This window comes from Glycomyces salinus (assembly GCF_016428645.1).
GTDB classification, from domain to species: Bacteria; Actinomycetota; Actinomycetes; order Mycobacteriales; family Micromonosporaceae; genus Glycomyces; species Glycomyces salinus.
Genome location: NZ_JAELXW010000030.1, coordinates 16,014 through 38,982, shown reverse-complemented (window position 1 = coordinate 38,982; position 22,969 = coordinate 16,014). Strand labels below are relative to the sequence as shown.

Annotated in this window: 18 protein-coding genes, 1 pseudogene and 1 riboswitch; of the genes and pseudogenes, 10 read left to right on the top strand and 9 right to left on the bottom strand. The window is 70.2% G+C overall.

Features of this window, described 5'->3' with window-relative positions:
* The coding region (locus JFB92_RS10865; RefSeq protein ID WP_199037994.1) for an aldo/keto reductase at positions 1 to 295 on the top strand (295 nt) is incomplete at its 5' end.
* Between the two features lie 61 nt (positions 296 to 356).
* On the opposite strand, the gene JFB92_RS10860 is transcribed toward JFB92_RS10865, so the two are convergent.
* From JFB92_RS10860 to JFB92_RS26940, 8 genes and pseudogenes are all read right to left on the bottom strand, one after another.
* Positions 357 to 2,141: a hypothetical protein gene (locus tag JFB92_RS10860; RefSeq protein WP_199037992.1), complete on the bottom strand. Its 1,785-nt coding sequence runs from the start codon at positions 2,139 to 2,141 to the stop codon at positions 357 to 359.
* Complete coding sequence (locus JFB92_RS10855) at positions 2,138 to 3,271, bottom strand: hypothetical protein (protein WP_199037991.1); 1,134 nt, start codon at positions 3,269 to 3,271, stop codon at positions 2,138 to 2,140. Before JFB92_RS10855 ends, JFB92_RS10860 begins: the two co-directional genes overlap by 4 nt.
* Before the next feature lie 229 nt (positions 3,272 to 3,500).
* Positions 3,501 to 4,493: a porphobilinogen synthase gene (gene hemB, locus JFB92_RS10850; RefSeq protein WP_307789109.1), complete on the bottom strand. Its 993-nt coding sequence runs from the start codon at positions 4,491 to 4,493 to the stop codon at positions 3,501 to 3,503.
* A 19-nt stretch (positions 4,494 to 4,512) separates the two neighbouring features.
* On the bottom strand, positions 4,513 to 6,093 hold the full coding sequence (locus JFB92_RS10845) for a bifunctional uroporphyrinogen-III C-methyltransferase/uroporphyrinogen-III synthase (protein ID WP_199037988.1): 1,581 nt from the start codon (positions 6,091 to 6,093) through the stop codon (positions 4,513 to 4,515).
* Positions 6,094 to 6,119: 26 nt separating this feature from the next.
* Positions 6,120 to 7,052, bottom strand: coding sequence for a hydroxymethylbilane synthase (hemC, locus tag JFB92_RS10840; protein WP_372451621.1), 933 nt, complete (start codon positions 7,050 to 7,052; stop codon positions 6,120 to 6,122).
* Positions 7,049 to 8,449 carry a glutamyl-tRNA reductase gene (locus JFB92_RS10835; RefSeq protein ID WP_199037984.1) on the bottom strand — a complete coding sequence of 467 codons (1,401 nt, stop codon included), beginning with the start codon at positions 8,447 to 8,449 and terminating at the stop codon, positions 7,049 to 7,051. The genes hemC and JFB92_RS10835 overlap by 4 nt, the downstream gene beginning before the upstream one ends.
* The gene (locus JFB92_RS10830; RefSeq protein ID WP_199037982.1) at positions 8,446 to 9,159 is read right to left on the bottom strand and encodes a redox-sensing transcriptional repressor Rex; all 714 of its coding nucleotides are present in this window, start codon (positions 9,157 to 9,159) and stop codon (positions 8,446 to 8,448) included. The genes JFB92_RS10835 and JFB92_RS10830 overlap by 4 nt, the downstream gene beginning before the upstream one ends.
* Positions 9,160 to 9,599: 440 nt before the next feature.
* Positions 9,600 to 9,866 (bottom strand): annotated as a pseudogene (locus JFB92_RS26940) (glutaredoxin family protein); the annotation flags it as partial.
* A 316-nt stretch (positions 9,867 to 10,182) separates the two neighbouring features.
* On the opposite strand from JFB92_RS26940, the gene JFB92_RS10820 reads away from it, so the two are divergent.
* The 6 genes from JFB92_RS10820 (at position 10,183) to thrC (ending at position 16,860) form a co-directional block, all read left to right on the top strand.
* Positions 10,183 to 10,974 (top strand): ECF subfamily RNA polymerase sigma factor, BldN family, encoded by a 792-nt coding sequence (locus JFB92_RS10820; protein ID WP_307789108.1) that lies wholly within the window; start codon positions 10,183 to 10,185, stop codon positions 10,972 to 10,974.
* 337 nt (positions 10,975 to 11,311) lie between these two features.
* Positions 11,312 to 12,352 carry a DUF5667 domain-containing protein gene (locus JFB92_RS10815; protein WP_199037978.1) on the top strand — a complete coding sequence of 347 codons (1,041 nt, stop codon included), beginning with the start codon at positions 11,312 to 11,314 and terminating at the stop codon, positions 12,350 to 12,352.
* A 192-nt stretch (positions 12,353 to 12,544) separates the two neighbouring features.
* Complete coding sequence (locus tag JFB92_RS10810; protein ID WP_269847894.1) at positions 12,545 to 13,348, top strand: HAD family hydrolase; 804 nt, start codon at positions 12,545 to 12,547, stop codon at positions 13,346 to 13,348.
* Between the two features lie 4 nt (positions 13,349 to 13,352).
* Positions 13,353 to 14,516, top strand: a complete 1,164-nt coding sequence (locus JFB92_RS10805) for a hypothetical protein (RefSeq protein WP_199037974.1) — start codon at positions 13,353 to 13,355, stop codon at positions 14,514 to 14,516.
* Positions 14,517 to 14,557: 41 nt separating this feature from the next.
* A complete protein-coding gene (folP, locus tag JFB92_RS10800; protein ID WP_307789107.1) occupies positions 14,558 to 15,409 on the top strand; it encodes a dihydropteroate synthase in 852 nt (283 codons plus the stop codon).
* 64 nt (positions 15,410 to 15,473) lie between these two features.
* Positions 15,474 to 15,583: riboswitch (SAM riboswitch) on the top strand.
* A gap of 14 nt (positions 15,584 to 15,597) precedes the next feature.
* On the top strand, positions 15,598 to 16,860 hold the full coding sequence (thrC, locus tag JFB92_RS10795) for a threonine synthase (protein WP_233162920.1): 1,263 nt from the start codon (positions 15,598 to 15,600) through the stop codon (positions 16,858 to 16,860).
* Between the two features lie 292 nt (positions 16,861 to 17,152).
* Here thrC and JFB92_RS10790 read toward each other — a convergent pair whose 3' ends face one another.
* Positions 17,153 to 18,019, bottom strand: coding sequence for a potassium channel family protein (locus tag JFB92_RS10790; protein WP_199037970.1), 867 nt, complete (start codon positions 18,017 to 18,019; stop codon positions 17,153 to 17,155).
* 89 nt (positions 18,020 to 18,108) lie between these two features.
* Between JFB92_RS10790 and JFB92_RS10785 the strand changes: the two genes are divergently transcribed.
* From JFB92_RS10785 to JFB92_RS10775, 3 genes are all read left to right on the top strand, one after another.
* Positions 18,109 to 18,993: a hypothetical protein gene (locus tag JFB92_RS10785; RefSeq protein ID WP_199037968.1), complete on the top strand. Its 885-nt coding sequence runs from the start codon at positions 18,109 to 18,111 to the stop codon at positions 18,991 to 18,993.
* A gap of 230 nt (positions 18,994 to 19,223) precedes the next feature.
* A complete protein-coding gene (gene groL / locus JFB92_RS10780) occupies positions 19,224 to 20,858 on the top strand; it encodes a chaperonin GroEL (protein WP_199037966.1) in 1,635 nt (544 codons plus the stop codon).
* A gap of 303 nt (positions 20,859 to 21,161) precedes the next feature.
* Positions 21,162 to 22,916, top strand: a complete 1,755-nt coding sequence (locus JFB92_RS10775; protein WP_199037964.1) for a right-handed parallel beta-helix repeat-containing protein — start codon at positions 21,162 to 21,164, stop codon at positions 22,914 to 22,916.
* The last annotated feature ends 53 nt before the right edge of the window (positions 22,917 to 22,969 follow it).

Here is a 22,969-nt window from a genome sequence, read left to right as displayed (position 1 = left end):
GGTCGACGCCCTCGACGAGGTCGCCGAGGAGACCGGCAGGACCGTCCCGCAGATCGCGATCAACTGGCTCCTGCGCCGCCCCACGGTCGCCTCGGTGATCGTCGGAGCCCGCGACGAGGAGCAGCTGCGCCAGAACCTGGGCGCGGTCGGCTGGGAGCTGACCGGGGACCAGGTCGCGCGCCTGGACAAGGCCAGCGCCCGGCCCCTGCCGTACCCGTACTACCCGTACGAGACCCAGGAGGGCTTCGCCCGACTCAACCCGCCGCTCACCCCTTCGGCGGGCGGGACCGCTTGAGCGATCGGCCGGGCGCGGGCCGTGCCCGCGCCCGGCCGATCAGGTGACGGCCCCGGTCTCGCTACCGGGGCGCGTTCTCCTCGGTGTAGTAGTTGGGGTCGCCGCCTAGCTCGCCGTTGTACGGGTTGTCGCTGGCGTCCTCGTCGCGATCGGTCGGCTCCGCCGCCCTGTCCACGTTGAATCCGGGATCGGCGTCACCGACCCCGCTGCGGTCCCAGCTGTCCATGGTCCGCTCGAAGGCGTCGGCGGAATCCTCGTCGATCTGCGCGTACGCCTCGGCCGCGGACCTGATCTCGTCGCGGGCGAGGTAGTACCTGGCCGACGTGGTCTTGAAGAACCCCTTCAGCTCGGAGGAGAGCTCCCTCACGTCCTTGTCGGCCTCGGTCGGCTCGCCGTCCTCGCCGGCCAGGTGGGGACCGGCGTCGAGCAGGTCCCCGAAATGCCGCAGCAGCCCCTCGTAGTCGCTCGCCGCGGCCTCGCAGTACTCGGCCAGGGTGAGCACGTCGCTGATGTTCACCTCGTAACCGTCGGACGGTCCCTTGCCCGGGGGGCCGCCCGGCGTGTTCTCCCCCAGGTCGTACAGCTCGAGGTCGAAACTCGCTGCGTCGTTGACCGCCGACCTCGCCTCGCCCGCCGCCTCGGCGTACTTCGCCTCCTGGCCCTCGATCTCGTCCTTGAGTTCGAGGAAGCCGTCGACCAGGCCGGTCACGATCTCGACCATCTTCTCCGGGAACGAGTACACCTTGATCTCTTCGAGCGAGGACTCGCCCAGGAATCCGGTGAGCCTGAGCAGCGCGGCGGTCAGTTTGAGCTCCGGTCCCCCGAGCGCGCTCCACAGCGACATGGCGTTGGTGAAGCCGGTGAACGTCTTCCATCCCTTCTTCGACACCAGGGTCGTGGCTTCGAGCGTCTGGTCGTCGAGCGCCTTCGTGGCCTGCTCGATCAGGTGAAGGGTGTTGTGGCGCGCCGCTTCGATTATCGCCGCGCGGTCGTTGACCAGGTTGCCGATCGTGGTGGCGATGATGCAGTGGTTCATCAGCGCGGGCCCGGCCGAGGTGCAGAAGTTGCCCTTGACGTGCTCGGCGGCCAACCCGGTCCACCCGACCCACCAGTCGCGGCTGTCGCCGTCCTTCGCCCAGATCTTGGCGACGGTGCCGGAGAGGTCGCCACCTCCGGCCAGACCGTGGTGCTCGTCTTTGCTGACGTCGATGTCGGCGTACTCGGCGAGCGTGGACGCTCGCAGCATCTCGGCGGCGCCATGGGCGGTTTCGAGCGCGAAGACGTCCTGCTCGTGAAACCTGGTCCGGATGTCCCCCTGGATCGCCAACCGCTCCTGGGCCGCCCAGCTCTCGACCAGCTCCAGGACGGGACCGAGCGGGCAGTCGATGCTCGGACCGAGGGTGGCGCCGTTCACCTCGGGGTGCATGATCTGCTGCCCCCTGGGGTCGACCCAGCCCTTGCAGTCGAAAGATCCGATCTCGTCCGGATCGCCGTCACCGGTGAGGAAGTGGACGTAATTGCAGTAGTCCTTGTGGACGAACCATTCCGTCGTCTCGAACGGACCCGAGGCGTGCTCCATAGCGATGTTGCCGTAGGTGGGGCGCACGATGCCGGTGATGATCGACTCGCCGTCATCGAGGCGCTCGACCATCTCGCGGCGCCAGCGCCTGACCAGGGCCTTCTCGAAGAGGTCCATCCGCTCGTCGATCGAGGCGGCGTGATCGGTCCCTTTGATGTAGTCCCCGACGGGGCCGTACTTCCGCGCCTTCGTCATGCGCCTCGCGACCCGGCCCGCCCGCTCCTCGGTCTCGTCGGCGTCATCGCGCCCCTTGACGAAGTCGCTCATGAGACCGGCTTCGGCTCACAGGTCCAGGTGACCGCGTTGAAGTCCTCGTAGCCGTCGTCGCCGTTGCCGACGAAGACCTCGCCGGCGATCAGGGAACCGTCGGCGCTGATCTCCACCGCGTAGTCGCCGTTGAAGCTGTCGGTCACCCCCGGCAGGTCGACGACGGTCTCACCGGTCTGGTACGCCGCGGCCCTCGTCTCGTAGGACTGCCCGACCACGGTCCCGTCGGCGGCGATCGCGGCCGGCGACGCGTAGAAGCCGAGCTCGGTCGTCTCCGCGGTGCCTTCGGCCAGGTTCCAGCGGACGGTGGTGGGCCGGTCCCAGGTGACGTCGGGAGTCTGCAGGAAGCCGGTGACCCAGTCGCCGGTCACGTCCATCGGTTCGCTGTAGGCGTCGGCCCGGTCGATGCCTTCGGGCATCGGCAGTTCGGCGCCGGTGCCGTCGGGGTACCACACGTACGGCTTGGTGTTGCCGCTGAGGTCTCCGTCGTCGGTGAACTGGCCGACGATGGTGCCGTCGTCGCCGATCGCGGTGGCCTCGCCGTAGCCGGCGTGGTCGGGAAGCTCCAGGTCCACCGGTCCGGTCCCGTCGGCCGGCCAGACGACCGGAATCGAGCCGAGGTTGGGGTCCCTTCGAGATCCGACGATGTCGCCCTGGTCGTTGATCCCGAGGGCCTCCCCGCCGTACTCGGTCGGCAGCGCGGAGAGTTCCCCGTCCTGCCATATCCACGGTTCGCGGTCCGGGTAGTCTCCGCTGGCTCCGGTGGCCACGCCCGAGGAGTTGACGTCGGCGACCCGCTCCCAAGGACCGGAGACCGGCAGTTCCGTGACCTCCCCGTCGGAATAGAGCCGCAGGTACTGCTCGCGGTTCTCGAACTCCTCATGGTCGAGCGATTCGGCCGAGTAGGCGATGACGGAGCCGTCGTCGCTCATCGCCATGATCCTGGTGGACTGGAGGCCATCGGGAATCGGGAGGGTCTCCATGCCGCAGTCCTGCGCCGCTTCCGGGGCGGCCTCGTCGGCCGAGGCGTGCTGAACCGACAGCAGCACGGTGGCGGCGGCCGCCGCCACCGCCGCGGAGGCCGAGAGCGTCCTGCGGGCCTTGAACCGGTTTCGAACCGTGGTTGACATCGCTCTGTCCCTTCGAGATTCGGATCAGACCGGGATCACCCGATCACGGCAAGGCTATGACGCCCGCCCCTGTCTCGATGGACGCGAAATTCGGACCGGCTGCCGCGATGGAGGCACCATCGGTCCTGGTGGCGGCCGATATGCCGGGCATTCCGGGTCGTTCCGTCCCGCGGCGGGGACCGCTCGGGCACCGGTGTCCCGCCGCCTAACCGCCGCCGAACCGCCTCCGTCAGCTCAGCATGCGGGCGGCGTCCAGGGCGGCGTAGGTGGCGATGACGCTCGCTCCGGCCCGCTTGATCGACGTCAGGGACTCCAGGATCGCCGCGTCGCGGTCGATCCAGCCGCGCTCGGCCGCCGCGATCACCTGCGCGTACTCGCCGGAGATGTGGTAGACCGCCACCGGGACCGGGCTGCGCTCGGCCGCGTCGGCCACGATGTCGAGATAGGGCAGGCCAGGTTTGACCATGACGATGTCGGCGCCTTCGGCGATGTCGAGGTCGATCTCGCGCAGCGCCTCGACGGCGTTCGCCGGGTTCTGCTGGTAGGTGCGGCGGTCGCCCTTCAGCTGGGAGTCGACGGCCTCGCGGAAGGGCCCGTAGAAGGCGCTGGCGTACTTCGCGGCGTAGGCCAATAGCCCGGTGTCGGTGTGGCCGGCCTCGTCGAGCGCGCCGCGCACGTGGCCGATCTGGCCGTCCATCATCCCCGAGGCGCCCAAGAGGTCGGCCCCGGACTCGGCCAGGCACAGGCCCATCTCGGCGTAGCGCTCCAGAGTGGCGTCGTTGTCGACCGTGCCGTCGTCGCGCAGGACCCCGCAGTGGCCGTGGTCGGTGAACTCGTCCAGGCACAGGTCGGGGATGACCACCAGGTCGTCGTGGATCTCGTCGCGGATCGCCCGCGTGGCGACGTTGAGGATGCCGTCCGGGTCGGTCGCGCCCGAGCCGACCGCGTCGCGCCGGGCGGGGATGGCGAAGGGCATCAGACCGCCGATGCCGGCCCGCAGCGCCTCCACGGCGAGCTTGCGCGCGGAGTCGACGCTGTGCTGGTAGACCCCCGGCATCGAGGCGATCGGCTGGGGCTCGGTCAGGCCCTCCTTGACGAACAGCGGCAGGACCAGGTCGGAGGGGTGGACGCGGGTCTCGGCGACCAGGCGGCGAAGGGCCGCAGTGCGGCGCAGCCTCCTCGGACGGATCGTCGGGAAGTCTCGGGAAGCTTCGCTCGGCACTGCGGCCATCTCCATTCGTCTAGCGGAACCTCAACGCGGTCGGGCCCTGCACCTTCTGGCCGCGACGGGTCTTGATCGGACCCTCGGCCAGGCGCTGCTTCAGCTCCACGGCGTACTCGGCGAGCGATTCGATCAGGTCGGGCACCGAGGCGTTCTCGGGCTTGGCGTCGACGCGCAGCCCGAACTCGGTGGCGGTGTCGGCGGTGGCCGGTCCGATGGTGGCCACGACGGTCCGCTGGTGCGGCTTGCCGGCGATGCCGACGAGGTTGCGCACCGTGGACGACGAGGTGAACAGCACCGCGTCGAAACCGCCGGACTTGATGGCGTCGCGGATCTCGGCCGCCGGCGGTGAGGCGCGGACGGTCCGGTAGGCGGTGACGTCGTCGACTTCCCAGCCGCGCTCGGTCAGGCCCTGGACGAGGGTCTCGGTGGCGATGTCGGCGCGCGGCAGCAGCACCCGGCCGACCATGTCGAGCACCGGGTCGTGCGGCGGGAAGACCTCGAGCAGGCCCTCGGAGGACTGCTGCCCGGCCGGCAGCAGCTCGGGCTCGATGCCGAAGGCGCGGACCTTCTCGGCCGTGGCCTCGCCGATGCAGGCGATCTTGATGCCGCCGAAGGCGCGGGCGTCCAGGCCGTGCTCCTTGAACTTCTCCCAGATGGCCTTCACCGAGTTCTGGCTGGTGAACACGATCCAGGCGTAGCGGCCGTCGACCAGGCCCTTGATGGCCCGCTCCATCTGGGCGGGCGTGCGCGGCGGCTCGACGGCGATGGTCGGCACCTCGCACGGGATCGCCCCGTAGGCGCGCAGGCGCTCGGACATGACTCCGGCCTGCTCCTTGGTGCGCGGGATGAGGACCTTCCAGCCGTACAGCGGGCGCTGCTCCCACCAGGCCAGCTCGGCGCGGTCGTCGACGCCGGGACCGATGGTGAGGACGACCTGCCCGGCGTAGCCGAGCGCGGCCTCCACGAACGTGTCCACCGAGGAGGTGGTGGTGTACTGGGTCTCGCCGGTCGCGTCGCCGGTGACGGCCACGGCCGTCTCGCCGGAGACCCCGCCGGCCAGGAGGATGTCGCGCAGGCTCGACAGGTCGGAGACGTCGGCGGTGACCGTCAGGGACCCGCGCTTGACCGCGTCGGCCAGAGCCTGGGGCTCGAGCGAGGCGATGTCGTCGATATCGATGACGGTGCGCGTCTCGCCGGGGGGCATCCCGGCGTAGACCCCGACGGCCTGGGCGTGGCTCATGCCGGGGATCACCTCGAAGCGGGCGCCTTCGGCCGAGGCCGCCTTGATCTCGGCCTTGGCCAGGCGGTTCGGATAGGCATCGCCGATCAGGAGGCGCGCGATGTTCTCGCCGTCCCGGGCTGCGGCGGCCATGAGCTTGCCCTGGTCGCCCGGCGAGGACTCGATGAGCTTGAGCCTGCCGTCGTCGCCGGCGATCTCACCCGCGGCCTCGATCAGCGACTGGGGCATCGACCGGTCGTAGTAGATCCGGTCGGCCTCGCTGATGGCGTCGAGGGCGCGCTTGGTCAGCAGTCCCGGATCGCCTGGGCCGGTCCCCACGAATCGCACGCGGCCCACCAGCTTACGGGCACTGGTCATGTTCTCTCCATCAACTGTCGTCTGAGTTAAGTGTTCGATTTCAATAGTCGCTCTGCCCCGGCGTCCAGCAAATCCTCCGCCAGAGCCCGGCCCACCGCCGCGGCGTCGCCGCCTTCCCCCAGTTCGGCGGTGGTCGAGAGCCGCTCGAAGGCGCTGCCGTCGACGGCGTACGCCGCTCCCCGCAGATACAGGTCGATCAGACCGGGCTCGGCGCCCTCGGAGACGTCGGCGAGCGCGGCGACCGGAGCACTGCATCCGGCTTCGAGGCGCTGCAGGAGTCCGCGTTCGGCCTCGACCGCGGCTTGTGAGTACCGGTCGTTGAGCATACTCGAAATACGCGCAGATGTCTTGTCTGCTTTGCGGCATTCGACCGCTAGTGCCCCTTGTGCGGGAGCGGGAAGCATCACCAGCGGGTCGAGGAATTCGCTGACTTCACTCTCTCGGCCCACTCGCTTGATCCCGGCGGCGGCCAGAACCACCGCGTCGAGGTCCTCGCCGACGCGGGCCATGCGGGTGTCGATGTTGCCGCGGATCGGCACGGGCTCGAAGTCGCGGCCCAGGGCCAGCAGCTGGCTCATGCGCCGCGGCGAACCGGTGCCGATGCGGGCGCCCGAGGGCAGGTCGGACAGGGTGCGCTCGCCCGAGGAGATCAGGACGTCGCGCGGGTCGGCGCGCGGCGGCACGGCCACGACGAAGTGCTCGGGCTGGGCGGTCGGCAGGTCCTTGTAGGAGTGGACCGCGATGTCGATCTCCTCCCGGTCCAGGGCCTCGCGGAGCTGGTTGACGAACACGCCCACCCCCAACTGGGCGACCGGGGCGCTCGAGCGGTCCCCGGTGGTCTTGATCTCGACCAGTTCGACCTCCTCGCCCGAGACCCGGGCGAGTTCCTCGGCGACCTGGGCGCACTGGGCCTTGGCGAGTTTCGATCCCCTGGTGCCGACTCGGATCACTGGGGTCACTTCCCTTCACGCGGTTCGTGCGGCGCAGCCGCTCCGGTTTGGGGTGAGGCGTCGCTTGCGGCGCCGGCGGGTGGGGCGACGGGTGTGGGCTTGATTTTCAAGGCTTCGGCGAGGGCGGGCTCTCCGGGCCGCTGGAGCCCGTCGGGGTCGAGCGCGAACAGGTCGCGGAGGGCTTTCGCGTAGTCGGGCGCGCCCGGCTGCCCGGCCAGTTCCCTGACGCGGACGGTCGGTTCGTGGAGCAGGCGCTGGACCACGCGGTGGACGGTGCGGGCGACCTCGGCCCGCTGGTCGTCGGTGAAGTCGCCGCGGCGGGCGACGCGGGCCAGCTCGGCCTCGACGATGTCGGTCGCCGTGCTCCGCAGGGCCGCCACGGTCGGGGTGACACTGTCGGCCCGCATTGCCTCGGTGTAGGCCTCGATCTCCTCGGCGATGAGCCGCTCGACCTGGGCGAGGGTCTCCGAGGCGGCTCCAGAGGCGGCCGAGCGCTGGATCTCGGCGATGTCGATGACGGTGACCCCGTCGAGGGCGGCCACGGACTCGGCGACGTCGCGCGGCAGGGCCAGGTCGCAGATCACCAGGCGTTCACGGCGGGAGGCGAGGGCGGCGGCGTCGACGACCGGCTCCGGCGAGGCGGTCGCGCACACCAGCAGGTCGGCCCCGGCGACCAGGCCGGTCAGGTCCCCGTAGTCGGCCTCGGTCGCGCCGTGCTCGGCGGCCAGGCGCTCGGCCTTGGCCGCGTCGCGGTTGGCCACGGCCAGGCTCCCCACTCCGGCGCGCGCGAGGGTCGCGGTGGCCAGGCCGCCCATGGCCCCTGCTCCGAGGACGGCGGCGTCGGCGGTCCCGAGCGGGACGCCGAGGGCCTTCTCGGCCAGGTCGAGGGCGGCGGTGACGACCGAGGGGGCGTGGCCGTCGAGGTCGGTCTCGGCGTGGACGCGCTTGCCCACGCGCAGTGCCTGCTGGAACAGCTCGTGCAGGTGGCGGCCGACGTGGTCGGCCTCGCGGGCGGCGTCGTAGGCGTCGCGGAGCTGCCCGAGGATCTGGGGCTCGCCGGCGACCATGGAGTCGAGTCCGGCTGCGACGCGGAAGGCTTGGGCGACCGCGTCGGCGCCGTGGCGGACGTAGCCGCAGGAGGCGAAGTCGATCGAGGCCTCGCCGTCCTGGTAGCCCCACAGGTCGTGCAGCTCGTCGACGATGGCGGCCAGGGCGCCGTGGAAGGTCGGGGCGGCGGCGTAGACCTCGACGCGGTTGCAGGTGGAGAGGATGACGGCCTCGCGGACCTCGCCGCCGGTCAGGAGGCGGCCCGCCAGGCGCGTGGCCGCCTCGGAGTCCAGGGTGAGGCGTTCGAGGGTCTCCACCGCCGCGCTGCGGTGCGAGATGCCTACTACCAGGAGGTTCACTTCACCGTTCCCGTCTGCGTCTGTCGATGCGTCTTGTGGTGCTCGTGGAACGACAGGATCTGGAGTTCCACCGCCAGGTCGACCTTGCGGACCGCTACGCCCTCCGGTACGGCGAGTACACAGGGCGCGAAGTTGAGAATGCTTGTGACCCCAGCATCTACGAGTACGTCTGCGACGTTCTGGGCGGCCGCCTCGGGTGTGGCGATCACCCCTATGTTGATGCCTTCGTCACGCACGGCCCCCGGCAGGAGCGCCACGTCGCGCACCGTCAGGCCGTCGAGGTCCTTGCCAATGATGCCTTGGTCGGCGTCGAATAGGCCAACGATGGCGAAGCCCCGATCGGAGAATCCGGGGTACCTGGCCAGGGCCTGCCCCAGGTGGCCCATGCCGATGATGGCCACTCGCGAGAATTTGGTGAGTCCGAGCACTCCGGCGATGTAGGCGGCGAGGGTGGCGACGTTGTAGCCGACTCCGCGCATGCCCGAGGCGCCGAGCTGGGAGAGGTCCTTGCGGAGCATCGCCGAGTTCACGCCGGTGGCGGCGGCGAGGGTCTCCGAGGAGGCGGTGTCGACGCCCGAGTCTGTGAGGGAGTGGAGGGCGCGCAGGTATTCGGGCAGGCGCCTGACGGTGGCCGCCGGAAGGTCGGCGGCGGTGGGGATCTGGGCGTGCGCGGGCGTCTGCCGCTCGGTGCCGTCGCCGGTCGTCGTCAATACAGCTCCAGGTCTGCCGTGGCTCTTTGAGTCCCTCAGCTTAGGACCCCGGCCGGGGAGCGGCTCGCATAGGTTGTGCACATCTGCGGCTCGCGAGCTTCACTGAGAGGGAGTATCCACCGCCCGCGGAATTCCACGGAGGCGCATATCTCCGGCCTGAGCACGTTCGAGGCGACTCGCGGGCGCGGGTCCGATGCACCCCCGTATCACCGAGCTCTTGCTCGGCTGCATCGAAGCCTCGATACCGCCCGGCGAGTCGCCGTCGGTACCAGTTTGCCCCGATAAGGCCGTGATGCGTGGGAAATACGGATCCTTCGGCGCGTCACGCGGCGCCTGGGGGGCCGAGAATTGGCACCCTCGGCGACGCCCGCGGAGCCGTGAATTGGCACCCTCGGCGACGCCCGCGGAGCCGTGAATTGGCACCCTCGGCGACGCCTGCGGAGCCGTAAATTGGCAAGGTCGCGTTTCAGCCGGTCGACGTCGACCTCCCAGTAGCCGTGCTCGGCGCCGTCGAGCAGCACCACCGGCAGCCGGTCGCCGTACTCGCGGGCCAGTTCGGGGTCGGCGGCGACGTCGATCTCGCTCCAGGCGACCCCGGTCGCGGCGGTCACCGCGTCGAGGTCGGCCCGCGCCCTCCCGCACAGATGGCACTCCTTAGTGGTCAACAGCGTCAGCCTGTTCACCCTGCTCCTTCCGGTCGCGAAGATCCGCACCGAAGATCGCACAGTTTGTGCGACACCCTCTGTCATTTCTCGATCACGATTGATGTCGAACCCGGCCCGCGAACGCGGGCCGTCGAACATCTGGGGAGGTAATGGTGGGATTCCGCCCCCGCACAAAAGGGTACGTCGTGCCCTGCGCCGGGCATCGACATCAACCCGAGCGCGACCGTCACTCACTGCGACACGCCGACTGCAAATCCCGATTCAAGGCCGTCTCGGTTCCTAGACTCAGGCGGGTCATCAGTCCCTGCGGGACCCGATCACATGACTCGGCCCGACCCCTCACCCGAGGAGGCCACTAGTGTCCGGTACTGCACCGACCACACTCACCGCACCGACCGTCCCCTTCCCGATGCCGGAGGTCGCCGCCGGCCTGGAGCGGCTCCGCCGCGCCCTGCTGGCGGTCCTGAGCCTCGACACCGGAACCGCCGAGCAGCGGTCCGTCCGCACTCCCGTCGCCTCGGCCGCGCCCGCGGCGGTCGGCGCGCCGACCGGCGGCAAGCACCGCCGCGAGTCCGAGGACCAGGTCGACGGCGAAGAGGTGGCGGCGCTGGTGGCCCGCGCCCAGGCCGGGGAGGCCGACGCGTTCGGGGAGATCTACGACCGCTACTCCGAGACGGTCTACCGCTACATCTACTTCCGCGTCAACAACGCCCAGCTGGCCGAGGACCTGGCCTCGGAGACCTTCCTGCGGGCGCTGCGGCGCATCTCGAGCTTCAGCTGGCAGGGCCGGGCCTTCGGGGCCTGGCTGGTGACGATCGCCCGGAACCTGGTGGTCGACCACTTCAAGTCCGGCCGCTACCGGCTCGAGATCGCCAAGCCCGACGTCCTGGGCGCCGACTCCCCCGAGACCGACCCGAGCACGTCGCCGGAGACCGCGGCGCTGGAGAAGCTGACCAACGCGACCCTCCTGACCGCGGTCAAGAAGCTCAACCCCGACCAGCAGGAATGCATCGTCCTGCGGTTCCTCCAGGGCTTCACCGTCGCCGAGACCGCCCGCACCATGGGCAAGAACGAGGGCGCGGTCAAGGCACTCCAGTACCGGGCGGTCCGCACCCTCGCGCGACTGCTCCCCGATGGCTTCCGCGGCTGACGCGGACCACCGGCTGTCAAAAACCCGACAGAACCCGTTCAGCCGGGCCTCTATCGAGACCCGCGCCACACCCTGCCACCTCTGCGGCGTCACGGCTCGCAAGCTTCGCCGAGGTGGCCGTAACCTCAAGGACTCTTCGTGCGTTGTTCTAGTTGCAGGAGCAGGACCCATGCAGTGAGAGGGGGTGTGCCCGGTGACCTTCAATCCTTTGGAGCGCCGGCGCGCGGAGGCATTCGCACGTCAGCTTGACTTCGACGGACCCGTCCACCCTCACCAGAGCCTCAGCGCTCGCGCATCGGGTACCGCAATAGAAGACGAACTCGCCGAACTCCTCGAAGTGACCGAGCGGTTGCACGACCTCGGCGAACAGGCGATGACGGCCAGCAGGCCGTCCGACCACTGGCGGAACGCCACCAGGCGGCGCCTGATGGCCGTCGCCGAGGACGAGGGCATCGGCGCCACCGCCCGGCACCGCGCCAGCGCCAGCGTCCCCGAGACCGAGCGCGCGCCCGTGCTCGACGACCTGTTCCCGCGGCGCCCGCGCGGCGGGAGGAGACTCGCGATCGTGGCCGCGCTGCTGACCGGCACCGTGGCCGTCTCCGGCGTCTCGGCCGCTTCGGGCGACGCGCTCCCGGGCGAGACGCTCTACAACGTCAAGCGCTCCACCGAGAAAGCGCAGCTCGCGCTCGCCGGGAACGACCTCGGCCGGGCCCAGCTGCACCTGGAGTTCGCGCGCACCCGCATCGAGGAGGCGGCGGCCGTCACCGGCGACGACGAGGCCGTCGAGCGCGCCCTCGAAGACGCCGCGACCGAGCTGCTCGAGGGTGTTTCGCTGCTCGGGGAGCTCGCCGTCGAATCCGGCGACCCCGCCCCGCTCGACTACGTCGACCTGTTCACCAACGAGCAGCGCGGAGTCCTCGACGAGTTCGTCGGCGGCCTCGAAGACGAGACCCAGGCGGCCGGCGACGACCTGATCGAACTGATGGACGCCGCCGCGGTCCGCTCCGTGGAACTGCGCGGGGCCCTGTCGTGCACCTCCCCCGGAGGCGGCGCCGACGAGCTCGGCCCGGTCCCCGGCGAATGCGGGTCCGACTACCTCGACAGCCCGGCCGGTCCCGACCAGGACTCGAGCGGAGCCCAGGCCGAGCAGACCGAGTCCGCCCAGGACTCGACCGGCGACGAGCCGAGCGGATCGGCCGACGGCGAGACCGGCGACGACACCCAGGAGACCGACGGCGCCGCCGAGGAGTCCCCCGGCGCCGACGACACTGAAGGCGGCGACTCGGACGGCGAGACCTACAGTGACGAGGATGAGGAAGAACCGAACGGTGATCCCCTCGACGAGCTGTCCGGAATCGTCTCGGACCTCATCGACTGAGCGGGCGCGGGGCCGCCGTTACTGGTGCCACACGCGAAGTTCACCGAGGTCGCGCATGAGCGTTACAGGGTGTCTGTTTTCGACCGGTAGGCTTTGAGGGTGTCTGAGATCGAGGCTTCCATCGGCGCCTCCTGCGTCCCCGGGCCGTCGGAGCCGCTGGCCCACGGCCCCGACGTGCTGCACCACAGCGTGATGGTCCAGCCCTTCAGCCCCGAGGACATCGAGCGCGCGCACGGGCCCTCCGCGGCGTTCTTCGACGTCGACAACACGCTCATGCACGGCGCCTCGATCTACTGGCTCGCCCGCGGGCTCGCCCGCCACGGCGTCCTCTCCGGCCGCGACATCGCCGGCTTCGCCTGGAAGCAGGCCCGATTCAAGCTCCAGGGCACCGAGCACCACGGCCACATGCAGTCGGTCAAGTCCTCGGCGCTCGAACTGGTCGCCGGGTTCCCGGTCTCGGAGATGCGGCGGCTCTGCGAGGAGGTCGTCGACCGCGACATCTCCCCGCGCATCCTCGCGCCCGTCCGCCGCCTGGCCGAACGGCACCTCGAGCACGAGCAGGAGGTGTGGCTGGTCACCGCCAGTCCCGTCGAGCTGGCCGGGGTCATCGCCTCCAGGCTCGGACTGACCGGGGCGCTCGGCACCATCGCCGAGGTCTCCGACGGCTGCTACACCGGCCGCCTGGTCGGCGACCTCATGCACGGCCCGGCCAAGGCCGACGGCATCGCCGAGCTGGCCGGCGAGCGCGGTCTCGACCTGACCCAGTGCACCGCCTACTCCGATTCGGCCAACGACCTGCCGATGCTGCGCAAGGTCGGCAAGGCCATCGCCGTGAATCCCGACACACGCCTGGCGCGGCAGGCCAGGCACTGCGGCTGGCCGATATTCGACTTCCGGCGCGGCAGGCGCGCGGCCAGGCTCGCCCTGCCCTCGGCCGCGGCCGCCGGTGTCGCGGCCGGACTGTTCTACCTGCTGCGGGGACGCGAACGCGAATAGCTTCATGACCCCACACCCGTCCTCCGACGCGGCGGCGGCGCCCCGCGAAGCCTCCCCCGGCTCGGGGCCGCCTCCCAATCCCTGGCTCTCGGCCCAGCGCTTCGCGCTCGCCGCGGCGATGGTGCTCGCACTCGCCTGGCTGGTGTGGCCGACGCCCGATCGCGGCGACTCGTTCACGCCGGTCGACGAGGAGGCCCTGGCACCGACGGTCTGGGAGACCTGGGACCTGGAGCCGACCGACTGGCCCGGGTCCGTCGACGGCGCGCCCTGGCGGCCGCTGGCATTCCTCGACGACGGCGCCGCGCTCGGCACCGACGACTCCGGGCGGCTCCTCTACCTCGAACCGGGCGACGAGCCGGACGTGACGGTCCTGGCCGAGCCGGGCGGCGCTCCGGGGATCGCGGCCGTCGCCGCCACCGACGACCGGCTGGCCTGGATCGAGTCGGTCCCCGACGCGGAGGGCCGGGTGGTCTCCGGGCTGTGGACCGCCGAGCGCGGGCCGGACGGGCGGCCCGGAGAGGCCGAGCGCCTCACCGGCGACACCGGCGACGTGATCGCCTCCGGCAGCACCTACGACCTCCAGTTCGCCTCGGAGGCCCTCCACTGGCTCTCCACCGCGCCCGGCGACGAGCCGATCACCGAGCACCGCTCGATCCCGGTCGAGGGCGGCGAGGTCGAGGTCGTCGGCCACGTCGGCTCCTGGCACGCGGCCGCCTGGCCGTGGCTGGCCAGCGCCGGGTCGGAGTCGGTGGGCCGCTCCCAGATGGTGCGCACCGACAACGGCTCGGGGCTCACCCTCCAGGCCGATCCCGAGGAGCTGGCGCTGTGCTCGGCCACCTGGTGCCGCCTGGTCAAGACCGATCCCGACGGCTCCCGGATCGACCTGATCCGTCCAGACGGGACCGAGCGCGTGACCGTGGCCGAGGGGTTCGCCTCGGCGGTCTCGCAGGACGTGGGCCTCATCGACCGCTTCGAGCCGCTGGAGGAGACGAGCGGCGAGACCGGCGACGGGACCCGCCTGCTCCTGTTCGACCTCGGGGAGTCGGTGACCTACCTGGTCGACTCCCAGACCTCGAACGCCGGGGCCGACGACCGGCACCTGTGGTGGTCGACCGGCACCGGCGAGCTGCGCAACTGGCACGTGCTCGACCTCACGGACCTCGCTTAATCGCAATCGGATCCTCAGCGGGCGCGGGTAACGTCAAGATCGTGACCGCTTCACACGAACCCGCGCCCGCCCCGCCGCAGATCGTCGGAATCCTCAACGTCACCCCGGATTCGTTCTCCGACGGCGGCAGGTACCTCGACTTCGCCGACGCGGTCGGCCACGGCGAGCAGATGGCCGCCGAGGGAGCCGACATCATCGACGTCGGCGGCGAGTCGACCAGGCCCGGGGCCGAGCGGGTCGACGCGGCGACCGAGATCTCGCGCGTGGTCGACGTGGTGGCGGCTCTGGCCGAGCGCGGGCTGACCGTCTCGATCGACACGACCCGCGCCGAGGTCGCCGCCGCCGCGATCGGGGCCGGGGCGGGCGTGGTCAACGACGTCTCCGGCGGGCTGGCCGACCCCGACATGGCGCGCGTGGTCGCCGACACCGGCGTGCGGTGGATCCTCATGCACTGGCGGGGGCACTCGCGGGACATGCAGCGCCTGGCGCACTACGACAGCGTCGTGGCCGACGTCAAGGCCGAGCTGGAAGACCGCGTGGAGGCCGCGCTCGAGTCGGGTGTGGACGCCTCGAAGCTGGTCATCGACCCCGGGCTCGGCTTCGCCAAGACCGCCGATCACAACTGGCGGCTCTCGGCGCACCTGCACGAGTTCGTGGAGCTGGGCTACCCGGTGCTGTTCGCGTCCTCGCGCAAGTCGTACCTGGGCTCGCTGCTGGCCGACGATTCGGGCAAGGTGCGGCCGGTCGGGCAGCGGGAGGCGGCGACGCTGGCGACCTCGGTCCTGGCTTTCGAGGCCGGGGCGTGGGGGGTGCGGGTGCACGACGTGGCAGGCACCGCAGACGCGCGCGCGGTGTGGCTGGCGACCGCGGCCGTGCGGCGAGCGCGGCTCTGATTCGTCCTACAACTTGGAACGGCAGTTGCAACACGCCCGAAACGGGCCGTAGCATTCGCCTCGTACTTCATCCAGAGCAGCTGAGGGGCCCGGCCCGATGACGCTGCGGCAACCACCGACCGCATTCACGGCGGCAGGTGCCAAATCCGGCCCGCGACGCGGGAAAGATGAGGGAGGAGCCTTCTCGCATGTCCAATGCAGTCTTCGCCGACAGCCCCGCCAAAGGTCTGATCTGCCGCAACTGCGGCGCCACCTACGGTCTGGTAGCCCAGCACGCCTGTTGGCAGTGTTTCGGCCCGCTTGAGGTCGATTACGACGCCGCCGAGCTCGCCAAGGTGACCCGCGAGCGGATCGAGGCCGGCCCCCAGAACCTGTGGCGGTACGCGCCGCTGCTGCCGGTCGGCGTCCACGCCGAGGACCGGGTGAGCCTCAACCCCGGCCTGACCCCGCTGGTCGACGCGAAGCACCTCGCCGAGGCCCTGGGCATGAGACGGGTCTGGGTCAAGGACGACAGCGCCAACCCCACCCACTCGTTCAAGGACCGCGTGGTCTCCACGGCCGTCTCGGCGGCCGTCAAGCTCGGATTCGACCAGTTCGCGTGCGCCTCGACCGGGAACCTGGCCAACTCGGTGGCCGCCCACGCCGCGCGCGCCGGGATTCCCTCGACCGTGTTCGTCCCGCACGACCTGGAGCCGGGCAAGATCGTGCAGACGGCCGTCTACGGCGGTCGGCTGGTGGCCGTCCAGGGCTCCTACGACGACGTCAACCGCCTGTGCTCGGAGCTGACCGAGACCGACGAGTTCGAGAACACCGCGTTCGTCAACGTCAACATCCGGCCCTACTACGCCGAGGGCTCCAAGACGCTCGGCTACGAGGTGGCCGAGCAGCTCGGCTGGCGCCTGCCCGAGCAGGTGGTGGTGCCGATGGCCTCCGGCGAGCTGCTGACCAAGATCCACAAGGCGTTCGAGGAGTCGGCCGAGATCGGGCTGACCGAGCCGGGCAAGGTGCGGGTCTTCGGCGCCCAGTCGACCGGGTGCAGCCCGATCGCCGACGCGTTCGCGGAAGGGACCGACGAGATCACCCCGGTCAAGCCGACCGGGATTGCCAAGAGCCTCAACATCGGCGACCCGGCGGCCGGTCCTTACGCGATCGAGGCGTGCCGGTCGACCGGCGGCGGGATGGCCAAGGTGGACGACGACGAGATCCGCGAGGGCATCCGGCTGCTGGCCGCGACGACCGGAATTTTCGCTGAAACGGCCGGAGGCGTGGTCGTCGCTACGCTCCGTAAGCTGCTGGAATCCGGGCAGCTGGACCCGGAGGCGGAGACGGTCATTTACAACACCGGCGACGGCCTCAAGACCCTCGACGCGGTATCATCCCTGGTGGGGCCCACGCACACCGTGAAGCCCTCGCTGAAATCGGCGCGGGAGTCGGGACTGTTCGAATCCTGAGTGGAGCAAAATTGAAGCGCTTGCCGAACTCCCGAAATTATCACTCTCCGTGACCGATGTGAAGGCAAGTGTCGGGTACCCGACAAAACGAAGCGAAGTTCGGGTCTTGACCGCATTCAGTGAATGAGTAAGAATTCTTGATGCGGGAGGCCGCAGCCGTCCTGTCGCCACTCACCCGGTTGACTGCGAGTCCTGGGGCTAGAACGTGTCGAGCAGCGCCAGCCGGTGTCAGGATCTGCGGCCTCCCGACCAACTGCCTTGGAATCCCCTTCGCTCCGAAAATTCTCGATCGTCATCGATCGCGCCGCGAACTCCCCTGCTCGCCCGCCGGTTCGGCTTCCTCGGCGGCCTGCTGTGCGGGCACCTCGGCGCCGTCCGCGCGTTCGCCGCGGACCAGGACCGCGTGGATCTCGGCCACTTGGGCCTCGACCGCCGCCAGGCGGCGGTCGAGCGCGGCCATCTCGGCGCGGTCCTCGGCCTCGCCGCCCGAGGCGACCCGGTCGACGAACCAGGAGGCGAGCGAACCGCTCACCAGACCCACCAGGCCGATCGCGACGAACATGAGGATCGTGGCGATCACCCGGCCGGTGGCCGTCTGCGGCACGAAGTCGCCGTAGCCGACGGTGGAGGCGGTGACCACCGACCACCACAACGCGTCCCCGAAGTTCGTGATCTGGGGATTCTCGGCCGCGCGCTCGGCGTCCAGGACCGCCAGGCTGGAGACCAGGAGGATCATCATCGTCACGCCGGTGATGTAGACCCCGGCCCTGGTGCGCAGCGAGCTGCGCGCGTGGCGGCTGAACACCTCGACCAGGACCAGCACCATCCGCACCAGCCGCAGCGGTCTGGCCAGCGGGATGAGCACCATGATCAGGTCGAGCGGGTGGGTGTAGACGAACTTCCACCGCTTCCCGGACCCGGCCAGGTTCAGCCGGACGATGAAGTCGAAGGCGAACAGCGCGTATACGGCGTAGTTGACCAGCTTGGCGGCCTGATCGGTCCAGTCGGGCAGGTCCGGGTACAGGATCGGGCCGGCGTAGGCGGCCAGGAACAGGACCGCGAGCACGAAGAGGGGCAGATTCGTCGCACGTTCCCAGGCGGTCAGCTGCCTCGGCCACCGCTCCTCTTCTTCCGGCGGGGATGGGGTTTCTCCAGGCACGCGCCCTAGGTTAACCACCGGTTCCCCGGGCCCGGCCCGGCGGGGCGAAATGATCCGATTGCACTATAAGCCGGGATTAGTATCCCGATATGAGCGACGATCCCTACTGGAACACCGATCCCGGCGGCGAGCCGTCAGGGCGGTTCAGCGGCGGCGACCCGCTGGTCACCGACTCCTTCGACGGCTGGTGGAACGCCTCGCTGGCGGTCGTGAGGCGGTCCTGGCGCTCGGTCGGCCTCATTCTCCTGCTGGGCGTGGTGCTGCCGCGGTGGGTCTTCGGCTCCTACCGCAGCCTGACCGACGGCGACCGCATCGAGGTCGACGACCTGGCCGGCACCTGGTGGCCAGGGGCGTCCGCGGCCGTCGCCGGCGGCCTGCTGGGCCTGATCCTGCTCTACGTAGCCGGCGCGGCCGTCCTGGCCGCCACCCGCACCGCCGCGGCCGAGGCCGCCGGGGGCTTCCTGGCGCTCGGCGAGGCGTTCTCCTTCGGGTTCCGGCGCGGCTGGAAGTTCTGGCTGTGGCTGATCCTGGCCTGGATCACCGTGTCGGTGGGCCTGGTCGCGTGCGTCTTGCCCGGTCTGTGGGCGGCCTTCGCCCTGAGTCTGATGGGTCCGGCGGCCGTCTTCGAGGCGCACCGCAGCCCCTATGCCCGGTCGATCCAATTGACCCACTCGGCGTTCTGGGCCTCGCTGGGGCGCCTGATCATCGTCGTGCTGGTCGCCTTCGCGGCCAACCTGGTCATCGGCGTCGTCGGCGTGCTCCTGGCCGGGACGTGGCACGCGGTCTTCGCCGGGTGGCTCGCCTCGGTGCTGACCGTGGTGACCGAGGCGGTCATGGCCCTGCTGCTGCTGGCGCCGATGATCTGGGTGCTGGGCGCGGCCCTGTGCACCTACGCGTGGCTGCGGGGCCGGGCCGAATCGGTCTCGTCCACCTCGCTGTCGGCCGAGGCCGCCGCCGGCGCGCGGAACCGATAGGCCACCGGAGCGTGCCCTGCCACTAGTTTCGTGCCCCGGGCTGGCACTCTCACGCCGAGAGTGCTATACCTGGATCTGGCACTCTCTGACTGCGAGTGCTAAGACACGTTGAGGTGGTCGGGCCGGCGACGGCGAGCTCGCGAGCCGCGGGCGAGCCGAGTTGGCCCACCGTCGCGGGGTGCCGCCTCATCGTCGACTAACGAACGTTATCCGAAAGGAAGCCATCCGCAATGGCGAAGATGATCGCATTCGACGAGGAGGCTCGCCGCGGACTTGAGCGGGGCATGAACGTCCTCGCCGAAGCCGTCAAGGTCACCCTCGGTCCCAAGGGCCGCAACGTCGTGCTCGACAAGAAGTGGGGCGCCCCCACGATCACCAACGACGGTGTCTCCGTCGCCAAGGAGATCGAGCTCGAGGACCCCTATGAGAAGATCGGCGCCGAGCTGGTCAAGGAGGTCGCCAAGAAGACCGACGACGTGGCCGGCGATGGCACCACCACCGCCACCGTCCTGGCCCAGTCGCTGGTCAAGGAGGGTCTGCGCGCGGTCGCGGCCGGCGCCAACCCGATCGCCGTCAAGAAGGGCATCGAGAAGGCCGTCGCCGCCGTCGTGGCCGAGCTCGAGGGCGCGGCCACCGAGGTCGACACCGAAGAGCAGATCGCCAACACCGCCTCCATCTCGGCCGGCGACCCCACCGTGGGCGCCATCATCGCCGAGGCCATGGAGAAGGTCGGCAAAGAGGGTGTCATCACCGTCGAGGAGTCGAACACCTTCGGGCTCGACCTCGAGCTGACCGAGGGCATGCGCTTCGACAAGGGCTACCTGTCCGGTTACTTCGTGACCGACCAGGACCGCATGGAGGCCGTGCTCGAGGACCCGTACATCCTCGTGGTCAACTCCAAGATCTCGGCGATCAAGGACCTCCTGCCCGTCCTGGAGAAGGTCACCCAGTCCGGCAAGCCGCTCCTGATCATCGCCGAGGACGTCGACGCCGAGGCCCTGGCGACCCTGATCGTCAACAAGGTCCGCGGCATCTTCAAGTCCGTCGCGGTCAAGGCCCCCGGCTTCGGGGACCGCCGCAAGGCCATGCTGGGCGACATCGCCATCCTCACCGGCGGCCAGGTCATCTCCGAGGAGCTGGGCCTGAAGCTGGAGAACGCCAACCTCGACATGCTGGGCACCGCCCACAAGGTGATCATCACCAAGGATGAGACCACCCTGGTCGACGGCGGCGGCGAGGAGGAGCAGATCAAGGGCCGGATCAACCAGATCCGCGCCGAGATCGAGAACTCCGACTCCGACTACGACCGCGAGAAGCTGCAGGAGCGCCTGGCGCGCCTGGCCGGCGGCGTGGCCGTCATCAAGGTCGGCGCCGCGACCGAGGTCGAGCTCAAGGAGCGCAAGCACCGCATCGAGGACGCCGTGCGCAACGCCAAGGCCGCGGTCGAGGAGGGCATCCTCCCCGGCGGCGGGACCGCGCTGGTCCAGGCCGGCGCCACCGCCTTCGAGAAGATCGAGGCCGACGGCGACGAGGCCACCGGTGTGGAGATCGTCCAGCGCTCGCTGGGCGCCCCGCTGCGCGCCATCGCCGAGAACGCCGGCCTTGAGGGCGGCGTCGTGGTCGAGAAGGTCAAAGGCCTGCCCAAGGGCGAGGGCCTGAACGCCGCGACCGGCGAGTACGTCAACATGCTCGAGGCGGGCATCCCGGACCCGGCCAAGGTCACCCGTTCGGCGCTGCAGAACGCCGCGTCGATCGCGGGCCTGTTCCTGACCACCGAGGCCGTCGTCGCCGACGCCCCGGAGAAGGAGGCCCCCGCGGGCGGCGCCCCCGACATGGGCGGCATGGGCGGCATGGGCATGATGTAGAACGACGCTGAGCCGCAAGTCGGCCTCTTAGGAGACGCTTGCGGAGCCATGAATTGGCCCCCTTGGCGACGCTTGCGGAGCCATAAATTGGCCCCCTTGGCGACGCCTGCGGAGCCATAAATTGGCACAGCGGAAGTACTGCGAGGGAGGGCCGCTCACGGTAGAGTGAGTGGCTCTCCCTTTTCCTGTACTGGTGCGCCGGTACATGAAGGCGCAGCGGCATACCGTATCTCCCAGAGCGGTATGCCGCTCTTGCCTTTTCAGACCGAAATGTGTGTCGTCCGTACGGGATAGGCTGGATTCATGCCCCCGCTACGCCGTATCGCCCTCGCCTCGGCGGCCATCGGTGCCATGGCCGCCGCGATCGCCGCGCCCGCCTCCGCCCAGGACGGCGGCGAGAGTCCCCCCGAACCGCCCGACTACCGAGAAGACGGCCCGTACCTCCTGGTGTGCATCGACGACGAAGAGCTGTTCGACGAGCGCAACAGCGAGGTCGGCTACAACCAGCGGACCATCAACGAGCTGCTCTACACCGAATGCGTCGAGGACGGCGGGTATTCCAGCATCGCCGAAGCGGTGGAGGCGGCCGAGCCGGGGACGCGGATCCGGATACTCCCCGGCAAGTACACAGTGGATGAAACCATCGCGCCCGAGGTCGACGACCTCCAGATCGAGGGCACGGGCGACACCCCCGGCGAGGTCGTCCTGGCCGCAGACTCGGGCCGCGCCCTGGCCGCGAACGACGTGTCCGGCCTGTACCTCAAGGGCTTCACGATCACCGGAGCGACCACCGGCCTGGAGCTGAACGGCGTCGACGGCGCCGTCGTCGAGCAGGTGCGGGCCACCGGCAACAGCGACGACGGCATCGCCGTGACCGACTCGGCCGCCGTCGACCTCACCGCGTGCGGCGCGGAGGACAACGGCGGCAGCGGCATCGCGATCGACTCCACAGAGGCAGCCGTCACCGAGTGCGAGTCGAGCGGCAACCTCGCCGGGATCACCAAGTCCGGCGCCGGCGCCGCCGTGATCCAGGACAACCGCCTGCACGGCAACGCCACCGGGCTCATCGTCCGCGACACCGATGGAGACCACCGGCTCGAAGCGCGCGGCAACTACGTCTGGGACAACAACGCCGACTCGACCGACACCGCCCCCGGAGGCGTCGGCATCCTGCTCGCCGAGGCCGCCGAGAACACCGTCGCCGGCAACACCATCTGGAACCAGCAGACCGCCGCCATCGCCGTCTGGGGCGACCCCGACATCGAGGACGCCGTCTCGCACGACAACCGCGTCGAAGGCAACACCCTCGGCTTCAGCGACACCGGCCAGCGCTTCCGCAACCGCCTCGACCTGTGGTGGGACGGCCAAGGCGAGGCCAACTGCTTCGACGAGCAGAACCTCCACCACACCACCCCCGCGGCCCTGCCCGACTGCGGCGACGGCCCGGCCCCCGACCGGCTCCTGTCCGGCCCGGTCAAGACCCTCAAGCTCCTGCAGTGCGGGATCGACGTCGAGGCGCCGACCGGCTGCGACTGGTTCGGCGCCAAGTTCACCGACCGGCTGGAGGTCCAGGTCGCGGTCCTGTTCGCCGCCGGGGTGCTGTTCCTCTCCGGGCTCGGATGGCTCGGCGCGGCCCGCTCGGCCGAACCGCCGCCGCCGATGTCGATGACGTTCTCGGCCATCGCCACCGGATGCGGGGCGCTGCTGCTGGTCCTGGGCTCCTGGTCGTCCCGCGCCGACTACGAGGCGCTGGCGATCGGACTGTGGGGCTTCGGGTGGATCCTGGCCGGGCGGTCCTGGTTCTCCTCGGGCATGTCGGTGTTCGGGGCCCTGACCTCTCTGATCGGCGGGCTCGCCATCCTCGACGCCATCGACCGCGGAGTGTGGATAATCCCGGTCGTGCCGGTCCCGCCCGCCTGGATGTGGCTGGTGCTGCTGCCGCTTTGGGTGCTGCTGGCCCTGTTCTCGATCGTGCGGCGCCACCCGCGCCCGGAACCGGCCCCCACTGTCGAGCGGACGCCGTCGACCATTCCCGCCTACAACCGCTTCGACTGGTAGGCAACAACGAATCGCGGGTCCGCATGCAACACCTACGCGATCGCGTAGGGTAA

Bases quoted from the DNA above. Each gene is read 5' to 3' on its own strand.
- JFB92_RS10845 (WP_199037988.1), bottom strand. From the start codon at position 6,093: ATGACCAGTGCCCGTAAGCTGGTGGGCCGCGTGCGATTCGTGGGGACC.
- JFB92_RS10805 (WP_199037974.1), top strand. From the start codon at position 13,353: ATGACCCCACACCCGTCCTCCGACGCGGCGGCGGCGCCCCGCGAAGCC.
- JFB92_RS10785 (WP_199037968.1), top strand. From the start codon at position 18,109: ATGAGCGACGATCCCTACTGGAACACCGATCCCGGCGGCGAGCCGTCA.
- JFB92_RS10860 (WP_199037992.1), bottom strand. From the start codon at position 2,141: ATGAGCGACTTCGTCAAGGGGCGCGATGACGCCGACGAGACCGAGGAG.
- thrC (WP_233162920.1), top strand. From the start codon at position 15,598: ATGTCCAATGCAGTCTTCGCCGACAGCCCCGCCAAAGGTCTGATCTGC.
- JFB92_RS10810 (WP_269847894.1), top strand. From the start codon at position 12,545: ATGGTCCAGCCCTTCAGCCCCGAGGACATCGAGCGCGCGCACGGGCCC.
- JFB92_RS10775 (WP_199037964.1), top strand. From the start codon at position 21,162: ATGCCCCCGCTACGCCGTATCGCCCTCGCCTCGGCGGCCATCGGTGCC.
- groL (WP_199037966.1), top strand. From the start codon at position 19,224: ATGGCGAAGATGATCGCATTCGACGAGGAGGCTCGCCGCGGACTTGAG.
- JFB92_RS10855 (WP_199037991.1), bottom strand. From the start codon at position 3,271: ATGTCAACCACGGTTCGAAACCGGTTCAAGGCCCGCAGGACGCTCTCG.